Source organism: Zobellia sp. OII3, from assembly GCF_002211465.1.
In the GTDB taxonomy this organism is placed as follows: domain Bacteria; phylum Bacteroidota; class Bacteroidia; order Flavobacteriales; family Flavobacteriaceae; genus Zobellia; species Zobellia galactanivorans.
In genome coordinates, this window is sequence record NZ_MWRZ01000001.1 from 18,806 (window position 1) to 39,024 (window position 20,219).

The window sequence follows — 20,219 nt, forward strand, 5'->3', positions numbered from 1 at the left end:
CTTTCTAAGCAAAGAAAAAATTATGAAATTTACAATGAAATTATTAGGTATGGGCTTAGTACTATTGGCCCTAATGTTTACATCTTGTGCAAAAGATGGTGAAGATGGCATGGATGGAGCCATGGGCCCCGCAGGTACCAATGGCATCGATGGAACTGATGGCACAGACGGTGCTGATGGTGCTAATGGTGCTAATGGTGCTGATGGAGCTGATGGCAATGCCAATGTCATGGCCTCTGAATGGGTTGTAGCGGATTTCGCGGACACATGGTCTTTCTCCAGAGCTTCGGTAACCATAAACGATCCCAATATTACACAAGAAGTATTGAGTACCTATACCATTTTAGGTTATTTTTCCTTTGATGATTCTTATACTGATATTTATGCCATACCATTTACCGAACCTTTATTAAGATCTTTTACCATGGAACAGAAAATGGCTGTCGGAGAATATACTATTACCGAATTCGGCAATCTGGATACCGTAGGCACTATTGACCCCATAGATGGTTTTGTGCGTTATATATTGATAGCACCCGCAGCACTTTCAGGTAAAGGAGGAAATGGCCATAGTATAAAAGGTATGCAGGAAAATGGCGTAGATCTTTCCAATTATTATGAGGTCATGGATTACCTTGGAATGGACTACTAAATCTTAAATTTTAAACATAATAAAAAAAACCTCGGCTCACGCCGAGGTTTTTTCTTGTTCTATTATTTCCGCTTCGAAAAGGGCTTCAAAATGTTTCAGCAACTTTCCTTTTACTTCGTTCAGGTCAACTTCTTTTTTCCCTAATTCTACATTTAAAGAAGTAACGGCCTTATCCTTTATACCGCACGGGATCATCAAATCGAAATACCCTAAGTCGGCATTGACGTTCAAGGCAAAACCGTGCATGGTGACCCAACGGCTGGCCCGCACGCCCATGGCACATATTTTTCGGGCAAATGGCGTTCCTACATCGAGCCAAACCCCGGTCTCTCCTTCCGAGCGCTCGGCCTTCACCCCATATTCGGCCAAGGTCAAAATTACCATTTCCTCTAAAAACCTAAGGTACTTATGGATATCGGTAAAAAAATTGTCAAGATCTAAAATTGGATATCCTACTATCTGCCCGGGGCCATGGTAAGTGATATCACCTCCCCTATTTATTTTATAGAATTTGGCTTTTTTGGCGGCAAGCTCTTCTTCGCCCACCAAAAGGTTGGCCAAATCACCACTCTTGCCCAAAGTATACACATGGGGGTGTTCTACAAATAAAAAGTGATTGGGGGTCGGCTCATCGGCCTCTTCCCTTCGGTTCTTGATCTTTAAGTCTACCGTTTGCTTAAACAGTAATTCTTGATAGTCCCAAGTTTCCTTGTAGTCTTTCTGTCCGAGATCTTGAAAAAGCACCTTTTTGTTCATGGAACAAAGATACGAAAACAGACGGCCTATTTCTCTAACTCTACCTCAATGAGAACAGATTCTGGATCTTTCAAGATATCCAAAAAGTTGACCTCATAGATCATGGTCTTTCCATCCATAGAAAAAGTGGCCGCTTCGATATTCGTAGATTTTATCCTTTTTGGAAAGTGATATTTAAAGGTGTACGTAGAAGAAGAAAGAAACATTTCCGCACTTACCAGGCTATCGACGCTTTGCTGGAACAATTCTTGGTCTACAATGGCCGCTTCACGTTTGAACTTATTCTTATTAAAGGTATAATTTACTTTCGTAGCCCCATTAGCCGGATTTTGGGGCATAGGCTTGCTACCTGCCGCAGGCCCGACCGAACTTGCACTTTGAAAAGCATTAAAGGCATCATTCACTTCCGATACATCCTTAAAATCGGTAAACATATTAAAGTTCATAATCCCATTGTCGGCATCTACCTTCATGTGCAGGCTAAAAGGCTCCAATCTTTTCAGTTCGGCCTGTTGTTCGGGCGACAATTGCGCTATACTATCTTTTTTCTCACGTAGTAAATCCTTGAACACTAGGGTCGAGTCAATAACCTCCCCCAATTTGGTAGAGTCGGAAGAAGGCATCATTTGCATCATTTCACTCCCATCAAAACCGATGTTCATCTTACCTGTTCCATCTTCGTTGAAATAAATTTCTTCCGTAAAATTACAGGCTACAAAAAAAACGGCAATACAAACCGTTACCACTACTTTTAATAATTTCATCTAAAATCGATTCTAGTTAGGATTGTTCAATATGATCAATGCGGCAATAACTCCCGGAACCCAGCCACAGAAAGTCAAAAGTAGGACAATAAAAAAAGACCCACAACCTTTTCCGATAACCGACAAAGGAGGAAAGATAATAGCCAACAAAACACGTAAAAAGCTCATTTTAAACAAATTTTTTGATTGATGATGTACCCATAAGACGTAAAAACGTCATTTTTGTTACATCCATAAAAGGAAAAAACAAGGTCATTTTTTGGGCATTTCAAGCAATCCTGCTTTATACATTAACGCAAACCAGACCGCTTCATTATAATTTCGTATTACATGATGCATAGAGTATACTGTCGATAGCGTATATTTGCAGCCTTAAATATTAAAAAATGCAACTTTCGGAACAAGAAATCATTAGACGAGAAAAACTGACCAAATTGCGCGAACTGGGCATCAACCCCTACCCCGCCGCCCTATACCCTGTAGATGCTACTTCAAAGCGCATTAAATCGGAGTTTGAAGAGGGTAAAAAGGTAGTCATTTCAGGGCGATTGATGTCGCGTAGAATTCAGGGCAAGGCTTCTTTTGCCGAGTTGCAAGACAGTGAAGGCCGGATCCAGGTCTATTTCAACCGTGACGAAATTTGTACCGGCGAGGATAAAAGCCTTTACAACGACGTTTATAAAAAACTATTGGACATAGGCGATATCATTGGTATTGAAGGGGAGCTTTTTACCACCCAGGTGGGCGAAAAAACCGTAATGGTAAAGAACTTTTCGCTCTTGAGCAAGTCTTTACGTCCGTTGCCCTTGCCCAAAAAAGATGCCGAAGGCAATGTTTTTGACGAATTCAACGATCCCGAAATGAGATACCGTCAACGCTATGTTGATTTGGTGGTCAACCCAAAGGTCAAGGAAACCTTTGTCAAAAGGACCAAGATCACCAACAGTATCAGGGAGTTTTACAATAAAGCGGGATACTTGGAAGTTGAAACCCCTATTCTTCAACCCATACCCGGTGGTGCCGCCGCAAGGCCATTTTTAACGCATCACAATGCCTTGAACATTCCCTTGTACCTTCGTATCGCCAACGAGCTATACCTTAAAAGATTGATCGTTGGAGGTTTTGACGGAGTCTATGAGTTTTCCAAAGATTTCCGTAATGAGGGAATGGACCGTACCCACAATCCCGAGTTTACCGTAATGGAACTCTATGTAGCCTATAAGGATTACAATTGGATGATGGACACCACCGAAAAACTATTGGAAAAAGTGGCCATCGATGCCAACGGATCGTCAAAAGTTACGGTAGGTGAAAACGAAATTGAGTTTAAGGCCCCCTATGCGCGCGTACCTATTCTAGAGGCCATAAAAATCCACACGGGTAAAGATGTGGCCGGTATGGGCGAAGAAGAACTACGTGAAACCGCAAAAGAATTAGGTATTGAAGTTGATGAGACCATGGGTGTCGGCAAACTGATAGATGAAATTTTTGGCGAAAAATGTGAGCACCATTATATACAGCCTACGTTTATTACCGACTATCCAAAAGAGATGAGTCCGTTAACGAAAGAGCATCGAGACAACCCTGCCCTGACCGAACGCTTTGAACTAATGGTCAACGGTAAGGAGCTGGCCAATGCCTATTCTGAGTTGAACGACCCCATAGATCAGCGCGAACGTTTTGAAGAGCAATTGAAGCTTTCCGAAAAAGGGGACGACGAGGCCATGTTCATTGACCAAGATTTCTTGCGTGCCCTTGAATACGGCATGCCCCCAACATCGGGTATCGGTATCGGCATTGACCGTCTGGTAATGCTCTTGACCAACAATTCATCGATTCAAGAAGTATTGTTCTTCCCTCAAATGAGACCGGAGAAAAAAGCGATAGCACTGACCGATGAAGAAAAGGCCATTGTAGAATTGTTGAAACCGGAAGGGGAAATGGAACTGTCCGACTTAAAATCAAAAGCCGGACTGAGCGGTAAAAAATGGGACAAGTCGATGAAGGCACTGAACAAACACGGATTGATCAGCGTAAATGTCGAGGGCGACAACAAAACCGTAGTCCTGAAATAAAAAAGACAAAACAACCTTTAAATACAAAGAGCCAATTCACAACAAAATGAATTGGCTCTTTTACTTTAAAAGGAATGCCTGCCCGAAGCCATACCCTATACAGCAAATTCCCCATCAAACTCTAGGACCATCACCCCATTGGCCACAAAAGGAAATTGCCATCCCAACCGCTACACCGCACCCCTCAGCTCTATAAAATTCGGGTTATCAATCGCTTTCAAACGACAATCACTATCTTTAGTACGAAAGCGTCACAAATTTTAACAACCTTGTCTTTAGGGGTTTTTCTTCAAAATAGCCTATAACTAACAACCGCTGTTGTACAAGTTGCGTAATTTTTTGAGTTCTTAACTTTTCAAGTTTTCTATATTGAAGGGTGATTTATAAGAAAAAATAAGACCTAAGTATGAAAAAGAGGACAATACATAATGGTTTTTGGTATCTTTTAAATTCGGTAGGGCTAATGTTATTAGGTAGCTGCCAATCTACTCCCCCTGTTGACTTTAGCACGCAGATAAAACCTATTCTTAACAACAAATGTATTACCTGCCATGGGGGCGTAAAAAAAAGTGGTGGCTTCAGTCTCTTGTTCGAAGATGAAGCTTTCGCTAAAACAGAATCGGGAGTAGCGGCCATCATTCCCGGAAATGCCGCCGGCAGTGAAATGATCAAAAGACTGCACGAAGAAGACCCCGAGCTTCGTATGCCTTACGAAAAACCCAAGCTCACCGACGAAGAGATAGACCTATTGACCCGTTGGATAGATGAAGGTGCGAACTGGGGCCAACACTGGGCCTATTCGCTTCCTGAAAAAGTAGAGGTCCCTCAAATTAATATCGAGGCCAGTCTGGCCCCTACCAGTACTTCAGACTTTGTACAAAACGATATTGACCATTTTATTCTTGCCCGGCTCGACGAGAAAAACCTACAGCCCAATCCTTCCGCAGAAAAAAATATAATCGCCAGAAGGTTATCCTTAGATATCATTGGCCTACCGCCCAGCCAAGAACTCCTCGACCGTTTTGAATCCGAAGAGCTGTCTTATGAAGATTTGGTAGACACTTTATTGAACCAAAAGACCTATGGCGAAAAATGGGCCACGTGGTGGTTAGACCTGGCCCGATATGCCGACTCCAAAGGATACGAAAAAGATATGGCCCGCAGCATTTGGCGCTATCGCGATTGGGTCATCGATGCCTTCAATCGCGACCTTCCCTATGACCAGTTTACAATTGAGCAATTAGCGGGCGACCTGTTACCAGAGCCCTCTCCCGACCAATTGATCGCCACGGCCTTTCATAGAAATACCATGAACAACGATGAAGGCGGCACCGATGACGAGGAATATCGCGTGGCTACCGTCATCGATCGTGTAAACACTACTTTTGAGGTATGGCAGAGCACTACGATCGGTTGTGTTCAGTGCCACAGCCATCCGTACGACCCTTTTAAATACGAAGAATTTTACAAGCTGATGGCCTTCTTTAACAACTCACGTGACGAAGATACACCCGGTGAGTCGCCCGTTCTTAAATTCTATACGCCCGAACAACAGGAAAAGGTAGATAAGGTCATCGAATGGACTACTAAGTATGGGGACGAGGCCTCCGCCAAAACCTACAAGGACTTTTTACAGTTTACAGAACCCGTCTATAAATCGCATTTTTTCAAGGAAATCAACAATGGCTCCTACGATGACCACGCCTCCGTGGTTTTATGGGACAAGGGAAATTGCATCATAGAAAACGGATACACCAACAATGCCAGTTATGTGTACCTCAACTATCGTTCGCACTATAACGGCACAAAAATCATTATCCGTGAAAAGGATGCCGAGGGCCCGATTATAGGCGAGTTCACCATCAACAAACAAAAACAGAATATTACGGCCCGCTTTCCTATAAAGAAATTGGACCGTCAGGGCGATATTTATATCGAAACCCATAATGCCAATGCCAAAAAGGAAGCCAACCTGATGAATCTCTATTGGGTGACCTTTATTCCTGATTTACCCGGCGAAGGCCAGGCCGGATATAGTGAAATGGGTGCTAACCTCATGGAGGCCCTTAACATGAAAACCCCGACCGTACCAATAATGGTTGAAAATCCGGATTACATGAAGCGTACTTCCCAACTGTTCGATCGCGGCAGCTGGATGTCGAAAACCGATACCGTAGAACCGGGCACCCCAGAGAGCTTAAACGCATGGAACCCCGATTGGCCCGCCAACCGACTCGGACTGGCCCAATGGATCGTAGATAAAAAAAACCCCTTGACCGCCCGCACCTTGGTAAATCGGGTATGGCACCAAATCTATGGCAGAGGCCTGGTCTCTACCGTAGAGGATATCGGCTCGCAATCGGATGCCCCTTCGCATCCGGCCATGCTCGATTGGCTTTCCCTACGGTTTATGAACGAGCACAACTGGAGTATAAAGAAATTGGTGAGGGAAATCGTGATGTCGGGCACATACCGACAGAGTTCCGAAAGTACTCCCGAAATGTATGAAATAGACCCCGAAAACGAACTTTACGCCCGTGGACCGAGAATGCGTTTGGGTGCAGAACAGATCAGGGACCAAGCCTTGGCCGTATCCGGACTTTTAAGCCCTAAGATGTACGGACCGGGCGTTATGCCACCCCAGCCCGATGGTGTTTGGCAAACGGTATATAGCAATGCCCAATGGGTCGAAAGCAAAGGGGAAGACCGATACCGCCGGGGTATATATACTTTTTTAAAGCGAACGAGCCCCTACCCTTCGTTCCTGACATTCGATGCGGGAAGCCGCGAAGTCGCCACGATTAGAAGAACCGTAACCAATACCCCCTTACAGGCCTTGGTTACCTTAAACGATCCCGTTTACTTGGAAACCGCCTACCATTTGGCAAAAAACAACTACAGGCCTGACGACATTGAAAAAAGTATTGCCCTGAGTTATAAAAAAGCAACTTTTAAGGAGATAAGTCCCAATAGACTAAAAGCCCTAAAAGCCTTATACCAGACTTCCTTGGCGGAATTCAACAAAAACAGTGAAGCTTCAAAACTATTACTTCCATTTGAAGAGAAGCCTACGGCCGAACTCAGTGCCCTTACCCTTGTGGCCAATGCCATTATGAACTTAGATGAATTTTTAACGAAAGTATAAGCCGTGAAAGACCAAATCGAAAGACTCATTCAAGAGAAACTGGCCCGAGAAGCACAGGAAAAGACCCGAAGGCACTTTATAAAAAGTTGCGCACAAGGACTTGGCGGACTGGCCTTGAGTTCCATTTTCATGGGATGCGACCCGCTCACGAAACCGAACAAAAAATCAGCGACCACATTTTCGGAACGCGACCTTAATCCATTGGCCACTTTGCCCCCACATTATGGTCCAAAGGTCAAATCGGTCATTTACCTGCACATGGCCGGGGCCCCATCGCAACTCGAAATGTTCGATTACAAACCCAAACTTCACAGCCTAGATGGCCAAGATTGTCCGCAATCTTTATTGGCCGGAAAAAAATTCGCCTTTATAAAAGGCACCCCAAAGTTAATGGGCCCTCAGGCCGAATTCAAACAAGAAGGCGATTCAGGCAATTGGGTCTCGAACTTTATGCCCCATTTTAAAAAGGTAGTAGACGATGTCGCCTTTTTAAAGGCAGTGCATACCGATCAGTTCAACCACGGCCCGGCACAACTTTTTATGCATACGGGTAGTGCCCGTTTAGGTCGCCCCAGTATTGGCGCGTGGGCCACATACGGCCTGGGCTCTGAAAACCAGAACCTACCCGGCTTTGTTGTTTTGACCTCTGGCGGAAACACGCCCGATGCCGGAAAAAGTGTCTGGGGAAGCGGATTTTTACCCTCCGTCTACCAAGGGGTGCAATGCCGATCTAAGGGCGACCCCGTACTTTATCTTGAAGACCCAGATGGTATTTCCAGGGATTTAAAGAAAAGCACCATAGACGCCATTACCCAAATTAACAAGGAGGAATACGCCAAATATGCCGATCCTGAAATTCTGGCGCGGATCAACCAATACGAAATGGCCTACCGTATGCAAATAGCGGTTCCCGAGGTTATGAATATCAATAATGAGCCCGAGCACATTAAGGAGATGTACGGGGTAGAACCCGGCAAAGAATCGTTTGCCAACAATTGTCTGCTTGCCAGAAAACTGGTGGAAGACGGGGTACGCTTCGTTCAATTGTTCGATTGGGGCTGGGACAGCCATGGCGTGATACGTTCGGGATCTATCGATAAGGGCCTCCGAAATAAATGTACCCAAATAGACCGGCCCATAACCGCCTTGATCATGGATTTGAAACAACGCGGACTCCTAGACGATACCCTAATCGTATGGGGAGGGGAATTCGGCCGAACGCCCATGCAAGAAAATAGGGGGAATAAAGAAATGCCCTTTAAAGGAAGAGATCACCACGGTGATGCCTTTACCATGTGGATGGCCGGCGGAGGCATCAAAAAAGGTGCTTCACACGGTCAGACCGACGATATTGGTTTTTCCGGAATCGAAGGCCGCGTATCGGTTCACGATGTACATGCCACTATTTTACACTTACTCGGTTTTGACCACGAAGAATTCACCTATGAATTTCAGGGCAGACCGTTTCGATTGACCGATGTAGAAGGCAATATCATCAAAGAAATTTTATCTTAAATAACAATTATAATAGCAACCCTACCATTTATGAGAATGCCACTGACCCTTGTTGTACTCCTTTTTTCCTTTATAGGACTTTCCCAAAAAAAACAATTACAGTTCTTTCAGACCGATTGGGGCCGACAGATTTCTTGGGATGCCTTTTGCGAAAAAACAAAGGCGGCCGGTTACGACGGCATAGAGACGTGGTTTCCTAGGGACAAAAAAAGCCAGAACGAACTAAAAACGGCCCTTGAGAAATACGATTTAAAAGTCGGTTTCTTGAACGGCACCAATAAATCCATTCCTTTTAAGGAAAGTTTAAAGCAATACACCGCCCATTTTAAAACCCTAGTCTCTTGGAACCCTGTGTACATCAATTGCCATACGGGAAGTGATTTTTTTACTTTCGAACAGAACAAGGCCTTTATTGACGCTGCCAACAAAATAGCCAAAGAAAGCAACATTCCTATTTATCATGAAACCCACCGCGGACGATTTAGCTTCAACCTTCCCGACACCAAAAAATACCTTTCGGCCATTCCTGAATTAAAACTGAACTTAGACATCAGCCATTGGATGGTCGTTCATGAGTCGCTTTTACAGAATCAAGATAAAGAGCTCGAAGAAATCGTAAACCGCTCACATCACATCCATGCCCGTGTAGGTCATGCCGAAGGCCCTCAAGTAAACGACCCCGAAGCCCCTGAATGGAAGAAAGCCGTAGAGCGTCATATGGACATTTGGGAAAAAGTGATCCGTAAACAATGGGAAGGCAAAGACGTTTTTACGATTACTACCGAATTCGGTCCCGCAGACTATATGCCCACTTTACCCTACACCCAATTACCCGTGGCCGACCAATGGAAAGCCAATGTCTATATGATGAAGCTGCTAAAAGAACGATTCAATATCGATTAAACAATCAATATGGATGTTCTGAAACAACTTCTTGGAAGGTTACACCCCCTTGTGGTCCATCTACCGATAGGCTTTATTATTCTGGGGCTCCTTTTGCAAGCCTACGACCGTAAAAAGAAAGAATACAACGCGGTATTAGCCCTCATCTATCTGTGGGCCGGTATTAGCGCCAGCCTTGCCTGCCTTACCGGTTACTTACAATACCTGGGTGAAGGCTATGCCTTTGAAACGGTAAAATGGCATTTGTGGTCGGGCATTGCTACGGCCTTGTTTTCGTTTTTGATGTATGCCCAATTAAAAGGGAGCCAAGCGGTTGATTTTTTATCGAAGCTCCCTATGGTGGGATGGTCCGTTCTCTTCTTTGTTTTGGTTTCCTTTACCGGCCACCAAGGGGGGAACATTACCCATGGAGAAGATTATTTGATCGAACCCCTACCGAATTCCATAAAATCGGCCTTAGGTTTTGAAACATTTGAAGAGAAAGAAATCAGTCTCAACGAAACCAATTGGCAAGAGGCCCTTATCTATGAGGATGTCATCAAACCCATATTGAACAACAAATGCGTGAGTTGCCACAATCCGAAAAAAGCCAAGGGCGAACTCCTGTTGAACTCAGAGGAAGGTATTTTGAAAGGAGGCGAGAGCGGAGCCGTAATCGAAGCCTCAAAAGCTTCGGAAAGCGAGCTGTTTACAAGGCTCGTACTCCCTATGGACAATGACGACCATATGCCTCCCGAAGGAAAGTCCCAACCATCAAAGGAAGAAATACAATTGGTACGCGCATGGATCGATGCCGGAAGCCCCTTTGAAAAAACCATTGCCGAATCAGGTCTTGATAAAGCGCTTTTTCTTTCCTTCTTTCCCAAAAAGGCAGATTTTGACCATCCGGATATAGAGATACCCGCTGCATCGGAAGAACACATCAAGGCTATAGAAAAGACCGGGGTTCATATCGACCCCATCAGCAAGTCGTCTAACTTCCTTAGTGTATCGTGCATCAACCAAGCTGCTTTTTCCGATGCCGACTTTGAAGCCCTACTTCCTATCAAGGAACAGATTTCAAGACTCGACCTGGGCCATACCAAAATTACCGATGCCGCTTTTTCTAAATTGGCCGAGCTACCTAACCTGACCATATTGTTATTGGACCATACCGCTATTACCGGAAAGGACTTGCACCTTTTGGCCACACTCGAACATTTAAAATCGATCAACTTAACAGGCACTGCCTTAAAACCGGAACATTTAGAGACTTTAAACGGATTCAAAAATTTACAACGGCTCTATTTGTTCGGCACCGAAGCCACGCCCGAGAGCGTAAAACTGAACAACCCGAAAATCAGTATCGATTACGGCAACTACCAGCTTCCTCCGATACCCTCGGACACCATTGTATATTAATTTTCATAAACAAAAGAAAAAACATAGCTTAGGACCACCAATTCAAAACTATGGAACCCAGTAAAAAAGCGGGACTCTTTTTAGGGCCCATTCTTTTTTTTATTATTCGCTTTTTACCGTTTGACCTGGTCTCCGAAAAAGGAGATGCCGTAATTGCCGTTGCCATCTGGATGGTCGTTTGGTGGATTACCGAAGCCGTATCGATCTCGGTAACCGCCCTACTCCCCCTACTTCTTTTTCCCTTTCTAAAAATAATGGACATCGGTGAGGTGGGCGCGAATTATGGCAGTCCAATAATCTTCTTGTTCTTTGGCGGGTTCGTTCTGGCCTTGGCCCTCGAAAAAGTGAACCTTCACAAACGCATAGCCCTGAACATCATTAAAATTACCGGTACCACCCCCAACAAGGTAGTACTTGGTTTTATGATCGCTACGGCGTCATTGAGTATGTGGATCAGCAATACGGCCACTACCGTTGTAATGCTTCCTATTGCCATGTCGGTCATTGGTCTTTTGGTCAACGATGCCGACGGCTTTACCAAAAGCGACAGGAATTTTGCCCTTTCCGTCATGTTGGGCATTGCTTTTTCGGCCAATGCCGGTGGGGTGGCCACGGTCATCGGAACACCGCCCAATTCGGTAATGATAGGCCTTTTGGAAAACGAATACAATATTGAGATCTCCTTTTTAAAATGGATGGTCATAGGCGTACCCTTTTCCGCCTTGATGATCTGGATCAGTTATATGGTTTTGGTGAAATGGATGTACCCGAATCGCGACCTCGTCTTTTCCGCTTCTAAGAATGTGATCAACGATGAACTCAAAAAACTGGGCCCCATGGGAGGGAAAGAAAAAATGGTGCTCGCTATTTTTGGGGTTACCGTTTTCCTATGGATTTTCAGGACGGTCATCAACGGTATATTCCCCGCACTGAAATTGAACGATACCATGATCAGTATCATGGCGGCAATTGCAATGTTCGCCATCCCCTACGACATAAAAAAGGGCGACTTTATCATTGTATGGAAAGACACCCAAAAATTAGCTTGGGGCATCTTGATCCTTTTTGGTGGCGGATTGGCCTTGGCCAAAGGTATGTCGATAAGCGGTATCGTTGACGTAGTATCGGGAGCAATAGGCAATAGCCACATCAGTGTTTTGTTTACGGCCATTCTTTTGATTACCCTTATGCTCTTTATGACCGAACTGATGAGCAACGTGGCCTTGATCGCCGTACTGGCCCCCGTAGTAGCCGGTATTGCCATCGGCTTGGATATTCCTATACTATATCTATTGATTCCCGTTACCATAGCCAGTAGCTGTGCCTTTATGCTTCCTATGGCTACACCTCCCAATGCCATTGTTTTTGCCAGCGGCTATGTAAAGGTGAACGAAATGGCCAGGGTCGGTATTATATTGAACATCATTGCGGTAATGCTATTGGTCTTAATGTTCCAATTTGTAGTACCCATCTTGTTCTAGTGGAAAAATGAAAATTCCGTATAAAACAAAACCCTGCTTAAAAGCGAGGGTTTTATTTAGCTAATCCATTAAAATTTTAAATGGTCAATTGTATTTTATATACGGATTAAATCCTTCGGGCAGATGTTCTTTTGTGTTGAAATTTAAAGATATTTCATCATTAACATCAATATAGTTGAAGTCTTCCACATGCGTAGGGTACGCATAGGCGTTAAAATCTACCGGAAGATACTTGGTCAGGTCACCTGTATCGTTTGCATCTTCCTCTATATAGGCAATGGCATCTAAATCAACATAGATATCGTTCGCATTAAAATCTTCGGGAAGATAATCCGAAGTATCAAAGCCCAATTCAAAATCTACATCCTCATCGATATAGTCTATAGATTGAATGATCGATTCATCTTTTTCTGTAACGGGGTCAGCGGCAAAAACTCCGTTTGCGAATATAAGACCCAATAGTATACTTATTTTTAAACTCTTCTTGTTCATAACGTTGTACGTTTATTTACGAGCTTATATAACGCCTAATTGTGCCTTTATTGCTTTTCTATTTTTGTGGGACATTTCTTAATTATCTTGAAATCACCATATTCGCAATTTATGGCTCAAAAATGAGTCAACTTGCTATTTTAGCGTTTGCACTTTTGATTTCCCGACAGTATTTGTCAGGAATTTTTATGGCGGGAATTTTGAATATTTTTTTCCGTTTCCGGAAGCATCCATAAAGGCTGGCGAAAATCATCGGTTTTATTGGTCGTTCATCCGAACAAAGAACATAGGCTTAAGAAGTTAAAGGAAGAAAATCTCTTAGAAAGGGATTCTTTCCGTCCTACTATGCAAAGACTTAAACACTCAAAATTGTTATATTTACCCAATGAGCGGTAAGAGGTTTTTTTTCTACATACATTATAAAAGTCGAATCGAATACACCGATATTTTACCGCAATTCACTCCAACAAATTTTCAAATCAACATTTTACATGAACAAAACAACAATTGTTAGGTTCGTTTTTGCTTTAATGGTACTAAGTACTGCAACTACGGAAGCCCAAATTTTCAAGAAAAAGAAAGACCATACCGAAAGCCCCGACAGCAAGGGCGATGGTAAAAAGGAAAAGATAAAACCCTACAACAAGGTCATTACCAAAGCGGCCAAGTCTGACGAAGGGTTGTTTACCACACATATTGTCGATGAAAACCACTACTATGAAATACCCGATTCTTTGTTCAACAAAGAGATGTTGATGGTAAGCCGTATTTCCAAAACCGCCACAGGTATCGGTTTCGGGGGTGGCAAAATCAATACAAAGGTACTCCGCTGGGAAAAAAAGCCGACGAAAGTCCTACTTCGCGTCGTTTCCCACGGTATCGTGGCCGCCGATTCATTGCCCGTACATGAAGCCGTGGTAAATTCCAACTTTGAACCCGTTTTGTACGCCTTTGACATTAAGGCCGTCAAAAAAGATTCGGCCAACCCCACGACCGTCATACAAGTGAACGACTTCTTTGAAAAAGATGTCCAGGCTTTGGGTATGCCCGATTCGTACAGGGAAAAGTACAAGGTGTCACGTTTGGACGAAAGCAGGAGTTACATCGAATCCATTAAAAGCTTTCCCCTAAATGTTGAAGCACGCCATGTTAAGACCTATTTGGCCAAAAAACCGCCCAGCAATGGCAGTCTCGGCTCCATATCCATTGAAATCAACAACTCCATGATACTTTTGCCCGCCGAACCTATGAAACGTCGCTATTTTGACGAACGTGTCGGGTGGTTCGCCAGCTCCCAGACCGATTACGGATTGGATGTGCAAGAAAGTAAGACCGTAAAGTTTTTAGACCGATGGCGTCTAGAGGTCAAAGAAGAGGATTTGGAAAAATTTAAGAGGGGCGAATTGGTAGAACCCAAAAAACAGATCGTATATTATGTAGATAGGGCCACTCCCAAAAAATGGATCCCTTATATAAAACAAGGAATAGAAGATTGGCAGGTAGCTTTTGAAGAAGCAGGGTTCAAAAATGCCATTATCGCCAAAGAACCCCCTTCCGTTCTCGAAGACCCCGATTGGTCTCCCGAAGATGTTCGTTACTCGGTGGTACGATATTTGGCCTCTCCTATTCCAAATGCGAACGGACCCCACGTAAGTGACCCCCGAAGCGGTGAAATTCTGGAATCGGATATTAACTGGTACCACAATGTAATGACCCTATTGCGCAATTGGTACTTTGTACAGACCGCGGCCATAAACCCCGATGCCCGGGGAACACAGTTCAAAGATGAAATCATGGGACGCCTGATCCGTTTTGTTTCGGCCCATGAAGTGGGCCATACCCTGGGCTTGCCCCACAATATGGGAAGCAGTGTCGCCTATCCGGTCGATTCTTTGCGCTCGGTATCCTTCACCAAAAAATATGGAACGGCCCCATCGATAATGGATTACGCCCGTTTCAACTATATTGCCCAACCCGAAGATGGTGATGTTGCCCTCATGCCGAACATAGGCATCTACGATAAATACGCCATAAAATGGGGCTACAAACCTATTTTAGGGGTGTCTCCCGAAGAAGAAAATAAAATTCTGGACAGCTGGATACTCGAACATGCCGGTGATCCCTTGTACCGTTTCGGCCACCAACAAGTTGGCGATATAGTAGACCCAAGCGCACAGACCGAAGATTTGGGCGACGATGCCGTTAAGGCCAGTCTATATGGTATTAAGAATTTGAAGCGCATTGTTCCCAACCTTATAACTTGGACCAAGGAGGATGGAAAAACCTACGAAGACCTTAAAAAACTCTACGGTCAGGTCATAGCCCAATTCAATCGCTATATGGGCCATGTTTCGAATAATATCGGTGGGGTTTACGAATATCAAAAGACCTATGAACAAGAAGGTGCCGTCTACATACCCGTAGCGAAATCGCATCAACAAAACTGTATGGCCTTTCTACAGGAAGAACTTTTTGATACCCCACAATGGCTTATTGACCAAAACATCTTTAACAAGATCCAATATTCGGGTTTTGTGGAAGAAATTAGAGCGATGCAGACCCGAACTTTAAACAACATATTGAGTTTAGGAAAACTTCAACGTTTGATCGAAAATGAAACCGCCAACGGAGCGGAAGCTTATCGATTGACCGATATGATGAACGAACTCCGCGACGGTATCTGGTCAGAACTCAAGAGCGGAAAAAGCATTGATACCTATAGAAGAAACCTTCAAAAGGCACATGTAGAGCGATTGAATTATTTAATGACCGCAAAAGACCAAAAGAAGCTGCCGGAATTTGGCGGCTATCAAAAGTCGACCGTGGTTCATGCCAGCCAATCCGATATCCGTTCCGTGGCCCGTGCCGAACTGCAAATACTGCAAAGAAGCATTGAAAAAGCGATTATACGGACTTCCGATAGCATGAGCAAGTATCATTTACAAGACGTAAACGAACGAATAGAGCAGATTCTTGATCCTAAATAAGCAACGGACCTTATGGCCAATACACCATGACTCCCGAAAAAACTGACCGAAATTAGAAATAGGCCAGTTTCCGTTGACAGGTTTCAAGACTAGCAATGGTCTAAAAGGCCAAAATTCGATCTTGATATATTAGGTATGAAACCTAGTTGTACAAAGCGCCCTTGAGGCAACATTGACGGCTAGAGTTTCATACCTTTTCTATTCTTCACCCCCCTTTAACCCACAGACCCATCGACGAAATACATAAAACACCGATAAACCATACATTTAAACCACAATTTTAGCTTCACTGACCACAGCTTAGTACCACTTTGCAACAAGCTTCATTATCGGCTTCTTCTTTTAACTAACTTAGTATCAGAATCAAAAAAACATACGCCATGTCTCAAAAACTTAAAAGTTCGTTATACCTAGCCGGATTCGTGATTGCATCAGTTATCTATTACAATCAAACCAATGCCGATCAGTCTCCCCAGACGGTCGAGATGGCTTCGGCAGATATCGAACAAGTGGTTGCTCCGGAGGCAGTGGACTAAAATATATTGACATTCGACAAACCTACTATGTGAGGGCGAGGAAACCATTCTCCGCCCTTTTTTACGCCCTAAAACCAAGCCTCTTAACCTGTTAATTAATCCATAAATTACAGAAGCCCATTAAACCTTGTTCCTTCATTCCGCTCTAAGATGTATAATCATTAAAATTTAGAAAGATGAAAAAGATAATTGTAGCATTAGTATGTATGATCGGACTTACCGCAATGGCCCAAAGGGAAAAAGGAAACAATAGAGATCAAATGAAAGATTTGACCGCAGAGCAAATAGCAACGCTCCACACAAAGAAAATGACCTTGGCCTTAGACCTAACATCGGCCCAGCAAGAAAAAATTAAGGCCATTCACTTAGAGGAAGCCAAAGCACGCAAAGCCAAGCATGAAGAACGCAAGGCCAAAAAAGAGGAAGGCGAACGCAAAAGACCGACTTCAGAAGAGCGATTCGCTATGGAAAATGCCAAATTGGACAAAATGATCGCCCTCAAAGCCGAAATGAAAGATATTCTTTCTGCAGAGCAATATGAGAAATGGGAAAAAATGCAACAGCATAGAAAAAAGAAGGGTTCTAAAGGACGAAAAGAAGGACACAAAGCAAGAAGGTAAAACCTTAGCTATTACAAAAAAGGGCTGCAGATATTGCGGTCCTTTTTTTGTTTATAGCCTCTACTTATTTCACTAATTTTATAGGATATTCGGTACTTAAGATTACCAAATTTCATGTTCCAAAATAAAAAGAACACATGACCAAAGACCTCCAATATCTCGTATCGAATGTGTATTCCCCGTGTGGACTTACCCTAGGCGATTTTAAATTGGAGCCAGAAAGTCAAGAGTACGGGGCCTGTAGATTTCTATTGGACTCCCACAAGGTCATCTTTAGAAATGCCAAAATCACCCCTAAGAAAGTCGGGCAGTTCGTTACTTTTTGGAAACGGGCCGACAACGGCCCTATTTGTCCATTTGAAGAAAGTGATGATTTCGACTGCTTCGTCATCAACGTAAGCAAAGGCCATTTGCTCGGGCAATTTGTCTTTCCGAAAGAAGTATTGGTTACAAAAGGAATAGTCAATACCCCAAAAAAGGAGGGGAAACGAGGTTTTCGCGTATATCCCATTTGGGACGTAGCAACGAGTAAACAAGCCCAGAACACCCAAAACTGGCAACTTCGCCACTTTTTTGAAATACACGATGAGACAAATTACAACAAAGTACAATCGCTCTTCGGTGCGGTCTGAAGCATAATTCAAAGGATGGGTACGGGACTGTTCCAAAAAAAAGAGACCCCGCCCATTTAAAGACCATGGGCGAGGTACTAGATGGGTTTAAAACAACCCCCCCCCTGCCTTATACCATGTGTAAGCCAAATATGAAAACAAGCCTTTACAGCTCCACTTTCTTCAGGGCCTCTACGGTTTCATCGATATCGGCATAGCTCAAAGCATCGTTCAAAAAGTAGCTTTCAAACGCACTTGGAGGCAAATACACCCCATTTTGAAGCATACCATGGAAGTACTTTTTGAAAGTTTCATTGTTCCCTTTTGCCGAGCTATCGAAGTCGACAACGGGCTCTTCGGTAAAATGTACCGAAATCATACTACCAAAACGGTTGATTTGGTAAGGCACACCTTTATCTTTTAAAACGGCATCCAAGCCCTCATGAAGATAGGCCGTCTTTTTGGCAAGACTTTCAAACACTTCAGGATGCTTGTCCAATTCGGTAAGCATAGCCAAACCTGCAGCCATGGCCAATGGATTACCACTTAAGGTTCCTGCTTGGTATACCGGGCCTTCAGGTGCCAAATGTGCCATAATTTCAGCTTTTGCGGCAAAGGCGCCTACAGGCAAGCCTCCTCCGATAACCTTTCCAAAACATACGATATCGGCATCGATGCCAAGTGCTTCTTGAGCCCCCCCTTTTCCTAAACGGAAACCCGTCATTACCTCATCGAACAACAACAAAATACCTTCATGGGTACATAGTTCCCTAAGTCCCTTTATAAATTCGTCAGAAGGGACAATACATCCCATATTACCCGCTATGGGCTCAATAATTATGGTAGCTATCTCCCCTTTGTTCGCCTCTACCAGTGCCCGAACACTTTCCAGGTCGTTGTATTGGGCCAACAAGGTATCTTTAGCCGTACCTTGGGTGACCCCCGGACTATTAGGACTACCAAAGGTTACAGCCCCGCTTCCGGCTTGTATCAAAAACGAATCGGAATGTCCATGGTAGCAACCGGCAAATTTGATGATCTTATCTTTTCCGGTATAGCCCCGAGCCAGGCGCACGGCACTCATACAAGCTTCCGTACCACTGTTCACGAAACGGATCTTATCGATATTCGGCACCATAGATACCGCCAATTGGGCAAGCTGCGTTTCAATTTCCGTAGGCATACCAAAGGAGGTACCCTGTTTGGCCTTTTCGATAACGGCATTGATAACGGGTTCATGGGCGTGGCCCAAAATTAACGGGCCCCAAGAGGCGATATAATCGATCAATCGATTATCATCTTCATCATACAGATAGGCCCCTTTTGCCTTCTTTACAAAAATGGGATCACCGCCTACGGCCTTAAAGGCACGGACCGGTGAGTTGACACCTCCTGGAATATATTTTTGTGCCTCTGCAAACAAGGCACTGCTTCTTTGGTATAACATCTATTTATTGAAATTTTGAGTCTTAACGGTAAGTTTTTGCCCGATGGCCAAGTTATTGTCGTACATGTAGTTCCATCGCTTTAGATCATCAACGGAAACGGAATACGCCCTCGAGATCGAGTATAGGGTATCTCCCTTTTGAACCACATGCACCCGACTTTGTGCACGAGACGCTATGACCGGCTCTTCCGTTTTGGGCCGATGAAAGCCCTGCTTGGCAATTTCAGTATCGTACTTGTGCAATTCGTATCGTTCTATAAGCGATATCAGTTTTTGCGGATAGTGCCTATCGGTAGCGTAACCGGCCTGTCGCAAGCCTTTGGCCCATCGTTTGTAATCGTCACTTCTGTAGTCGAAGAGAAAGGCGTAGCGGGAACGGTGTTTCAAGAAAAGGCTATGATCGCGGTACGAGTACATAGGGTGGTTGTATTTTCTAAAACACTCCCCTTTTTCATCATCATCGTGAAAGTCGTAATCGCCTTCCCAGCCGGTATGGCATTTGATCCCAAAATGATTATTGGTCTTTAGGGCCAAGGCCCCTTTTCCCAATCCGCTTTCCAAAAGGCCTTGGGCCAAGGTAATACTTGCGGGAATACCAAAAGCCTTCATTTCCATTTGGGCGATTTCGGCGAAAGTCTCAACGTACTCTTCGGGCGAATCTATATTAAAACGGACGAATTTCCCGGTGTCTTCGGGCATAGGATACAGTCCGTCGTCAGACTTCTTGCTTTCCTTTTTTACGACCACAACTTCCTTCTTTTGCTTTGGCGATTCGCTTCTCGAAGCGACGGTCCGTTTGGCTTTACATCCTATAAAAAATATGCTCAAAAGAGA

The 20,219-nt window shown here is 44.0% G+C and carries 17 protein-coding genes; 11 read left to right on the forward strand and 6 right to left on the reverse strand.

Translation table 11 applies throughout. The features are described from left to right. Nucleotides 1-49: 49 nt before the first annotated feature. Complete coding sequence (locus B4Q04_RS00085; protein WP_123772309.1) at nt 50-652, forward strand: collagen-like protein; 603 nt, start codon at nt 50-52, stop codon at nt 650-652. A gap of 36 nt (nt 653-688) precedes the next feature. Here the strand turns inward: B4Q04_RS00085 and lipB are convergent, their stop codons facing one another. Genes lipB through B4Q04_RS00100 form a run of 3 tightly spaced genes read right to left on the reverse strand, consistent with a single transcriptional unit; the run spans nt 689 to nt 2,340 of the window. Beyond that, entirely contained in the window at nt 689-1,408 is a 720-nt protein-coding gene (lipB, locus tag B4Q04_RS00090; protein WP_013992320.1) for a lipoyl(octanoyl) transferase LipB, read from the reverse strand. A 26-nt stretch (nt 1,409-1,434) separates the two neighbouring features. Then, nucleotides 1,435-2,172 carry a hypothetical protein gene (locus B4Q04_RS00095; protein WP_088695638.1) on the reverse strand — a complete coding sequence of 246 codons (738 nt, stop codon included), beginning with the start codon at nt 2,170-2,172 and terminating at the stop codon, nt 1,435-1,437. 12 nt (nt 2,173-2,184) lie between these two features. Further along, nucleotides 2,185-2,340 (reverse strand): YqaE/Pmp3 family membrane protein, encoded by a 156-nt coding sequence (locus B4Q04_RS00100; protein ID WP_076457143.1) that lies wholly within the window; start codon nt 2,338-2,340, stop codon nt 2,185-2,187. A 218-nt stretch (nt 2,341-2,558) separates the two neighbouring features. Here B4Q04_RS00100 and lysS point away from each other — a divergent pair, with 218 nt between their 5' ends. The 6 genes from lysS to B4Q04_RS00130 all read left to right on the forward strand — a co-directional run bounded on the left by lysS (nt 2,559) and on the right by B4Q04_RS00130 (nt 12,692). Next, on the forward strand, nt 2,559-4,247 hold the full coding sequence (lysS, locus tag B4Q04_RS00105; protein WP_088695639.1) for a lysine--tRNA ligase: 1,689 nt from the start codon (nt 2,559-2,561) through the stop codon (nt 4,245-4,247). Nucleotides 4,248-4,653: 406 nt separating this feature from the next. Further along, a complete protein-coding gene (locus B4Q04_RS00110) occupies nt 4,654-7,392 on the forward strand; it encodes a PSD1 and planctomycete cytochrome C domain-containing protein (protein ID WP_088695640.1) in 2,739 nt (912 codons plus the stop codon). A 3-nt stretch (nt 7,393-7,395) separates the two neighbouring features. Next, nucleotides 7,396-8,907 (forward strand): DUF1501 domain-containing protein, encoded by a 1,512-nt coding sequence (locus B4Q04_RS00115; protein WP_013992325.1) that lies wholly within the window; start codon nt 7,396-7,398, stop codon nt 8,905-8,907. Nucleotides 8,908-8,937: 30 nt separating this feature from the next. Continuing rightward, entirely contained in the window at nt 8,938-9,810 is an 873-nt protein-coding gene (locus tag B4Q04_RS00120; RefSeq protein WP_013992326.1) for a sugar phosphate isomerase/epimerase family protein, read from the forward strand. Between the two features lie 9 nt (nt 9,811-9,819). After that, nucleotides 9,820-11,211: a c-type cytochrome domain-containing protein gene (locus B4Q04_RS00125; protein ID WP_088695641.1), complete on the forward strand. Its 1,392-nt coding sequence runs from the start codon at nt 9,820-9,822 to the stop codon at nt 11,209-11,211. Between the two features lie 50 nt (nt 11,212-11,261). Further along, nucleotides 11,262-12,692: an SLC13 family permease gene (locus B4Q04_RS00130; RefSeq protein WP_088695642.1), complete on the forward strand. Its 1,431-nt coding sequence runs from the start codon at nt 11,262-11,264 to the stop codon at nt 12,690-12,692. 84 nt (nt 12,693-12,776) lie between these two features. Here B4Q04_RS00130 and B4Q04_RS00135 read toward each other — a convergent pair whose 3' ends face one another. Further along, nucleotides 12,777-13,184, reverse strand: coding sequence for a hypothetical protein (locus B4Q04_RS00135; RefSeq protein ID WP_013992329.1), 408 nt, complete (start codon nt 13,182-13,184; stop codon nt 12,777-12,779). A gap of 491 nt (nt 13,185-13,675) precedes the next feature. Here B4Q04_RS00135 and B4Q04_RS00140 point away from each other — a divergent pair, with 491 nt between their 5' ends. The 4 genes from B4Q04_RS00140 (at nt 13,676) to B4Q04_RS00150 (ending at nt 17,959) form a co-directional block, all read left to right on the forward strand. After that, the gene (locus tag B4Q04_RS00140; RefSeq protein WP_088695643.1) at nt 13,676-16,171 is read left to right on the forward strand and encodes a zinc-dependent metalloprotease; all 2,496 of its coding nucleotides are present in this window, start codon (nt 13,676-13,678) and stop codon (nt 16,169-16,171) included. Nucleotides 16,172-16,551: 380 nt separating this feature from the next. After that, nucleotides 16,552-16,707 carry a hypothetical protein gene (locus tag B4Q04_RS22615; protein ID WP_158499714.1) on the forward strand — a complete coding sequence of 52 codons (156 nt, stop codon included), beginning with the start codon at nt 16,552-16,554 and terminating at the stop codon, nt 16,705-16,707. 176 nt (nt 16,708-16,883) lie between these two features. Beyond that, nucleotides 16,884-17,327, forward strand: coding sequence for a Spy/CpxP family protein refolding chaperone (locus B4Q04_RS00145; protein WP_013992331.1), 444 nt, complete (start codon nt 16,884-16,886; stop codon nt 17,325-17,327). Nucleotides 17,328-17,464: 137 nt separating this feature from the next. Next, nucleotides 17,465-17,959, forward strand: coding sequence for a MepB family protein (locus B4Q04_RS00150; RefSeq protein WP_013992332.1), 495 nt, complete (start codon nt 17,465-17,467; stop codon nt 17,957-17,959). 145 nt (nt 17,960-18,104) lie between these two features. Here the strand turns inward: B4Q04_RS00150 and hemL are convergent, their stop codons facing one another. Together hemL and B4Q04_RS00160 are read right to left on the reverse strand one after the other, a co-directional pair. Continuing rightward, the gene (gene hemL / locus B4Q04_RS00155; RefSeq protein ID WP_088695644.1) at nt 18,105-19,385 is read right to left on the reverse strand and encodes a glutamate-1-semialdehyde 2,1-aminomutase; all 1,281 of its coding nucleotides are present in this window, start codon (nt 19,383-19,385) and stop codon (nt 18,105-18,107) included. Then, complete coding sequence (locus B4Q04_RS00160) at nt 19,386-20,213, reverse strand: glucosaminidase domain-containing protein (protein WP_394331322.1); 828 nt, start codon at nt 20,211-20,213, stop codon at nt 19,386-19,388. Nucleotides 20,214-20,219: the final 6 nt, after the last annotated feature.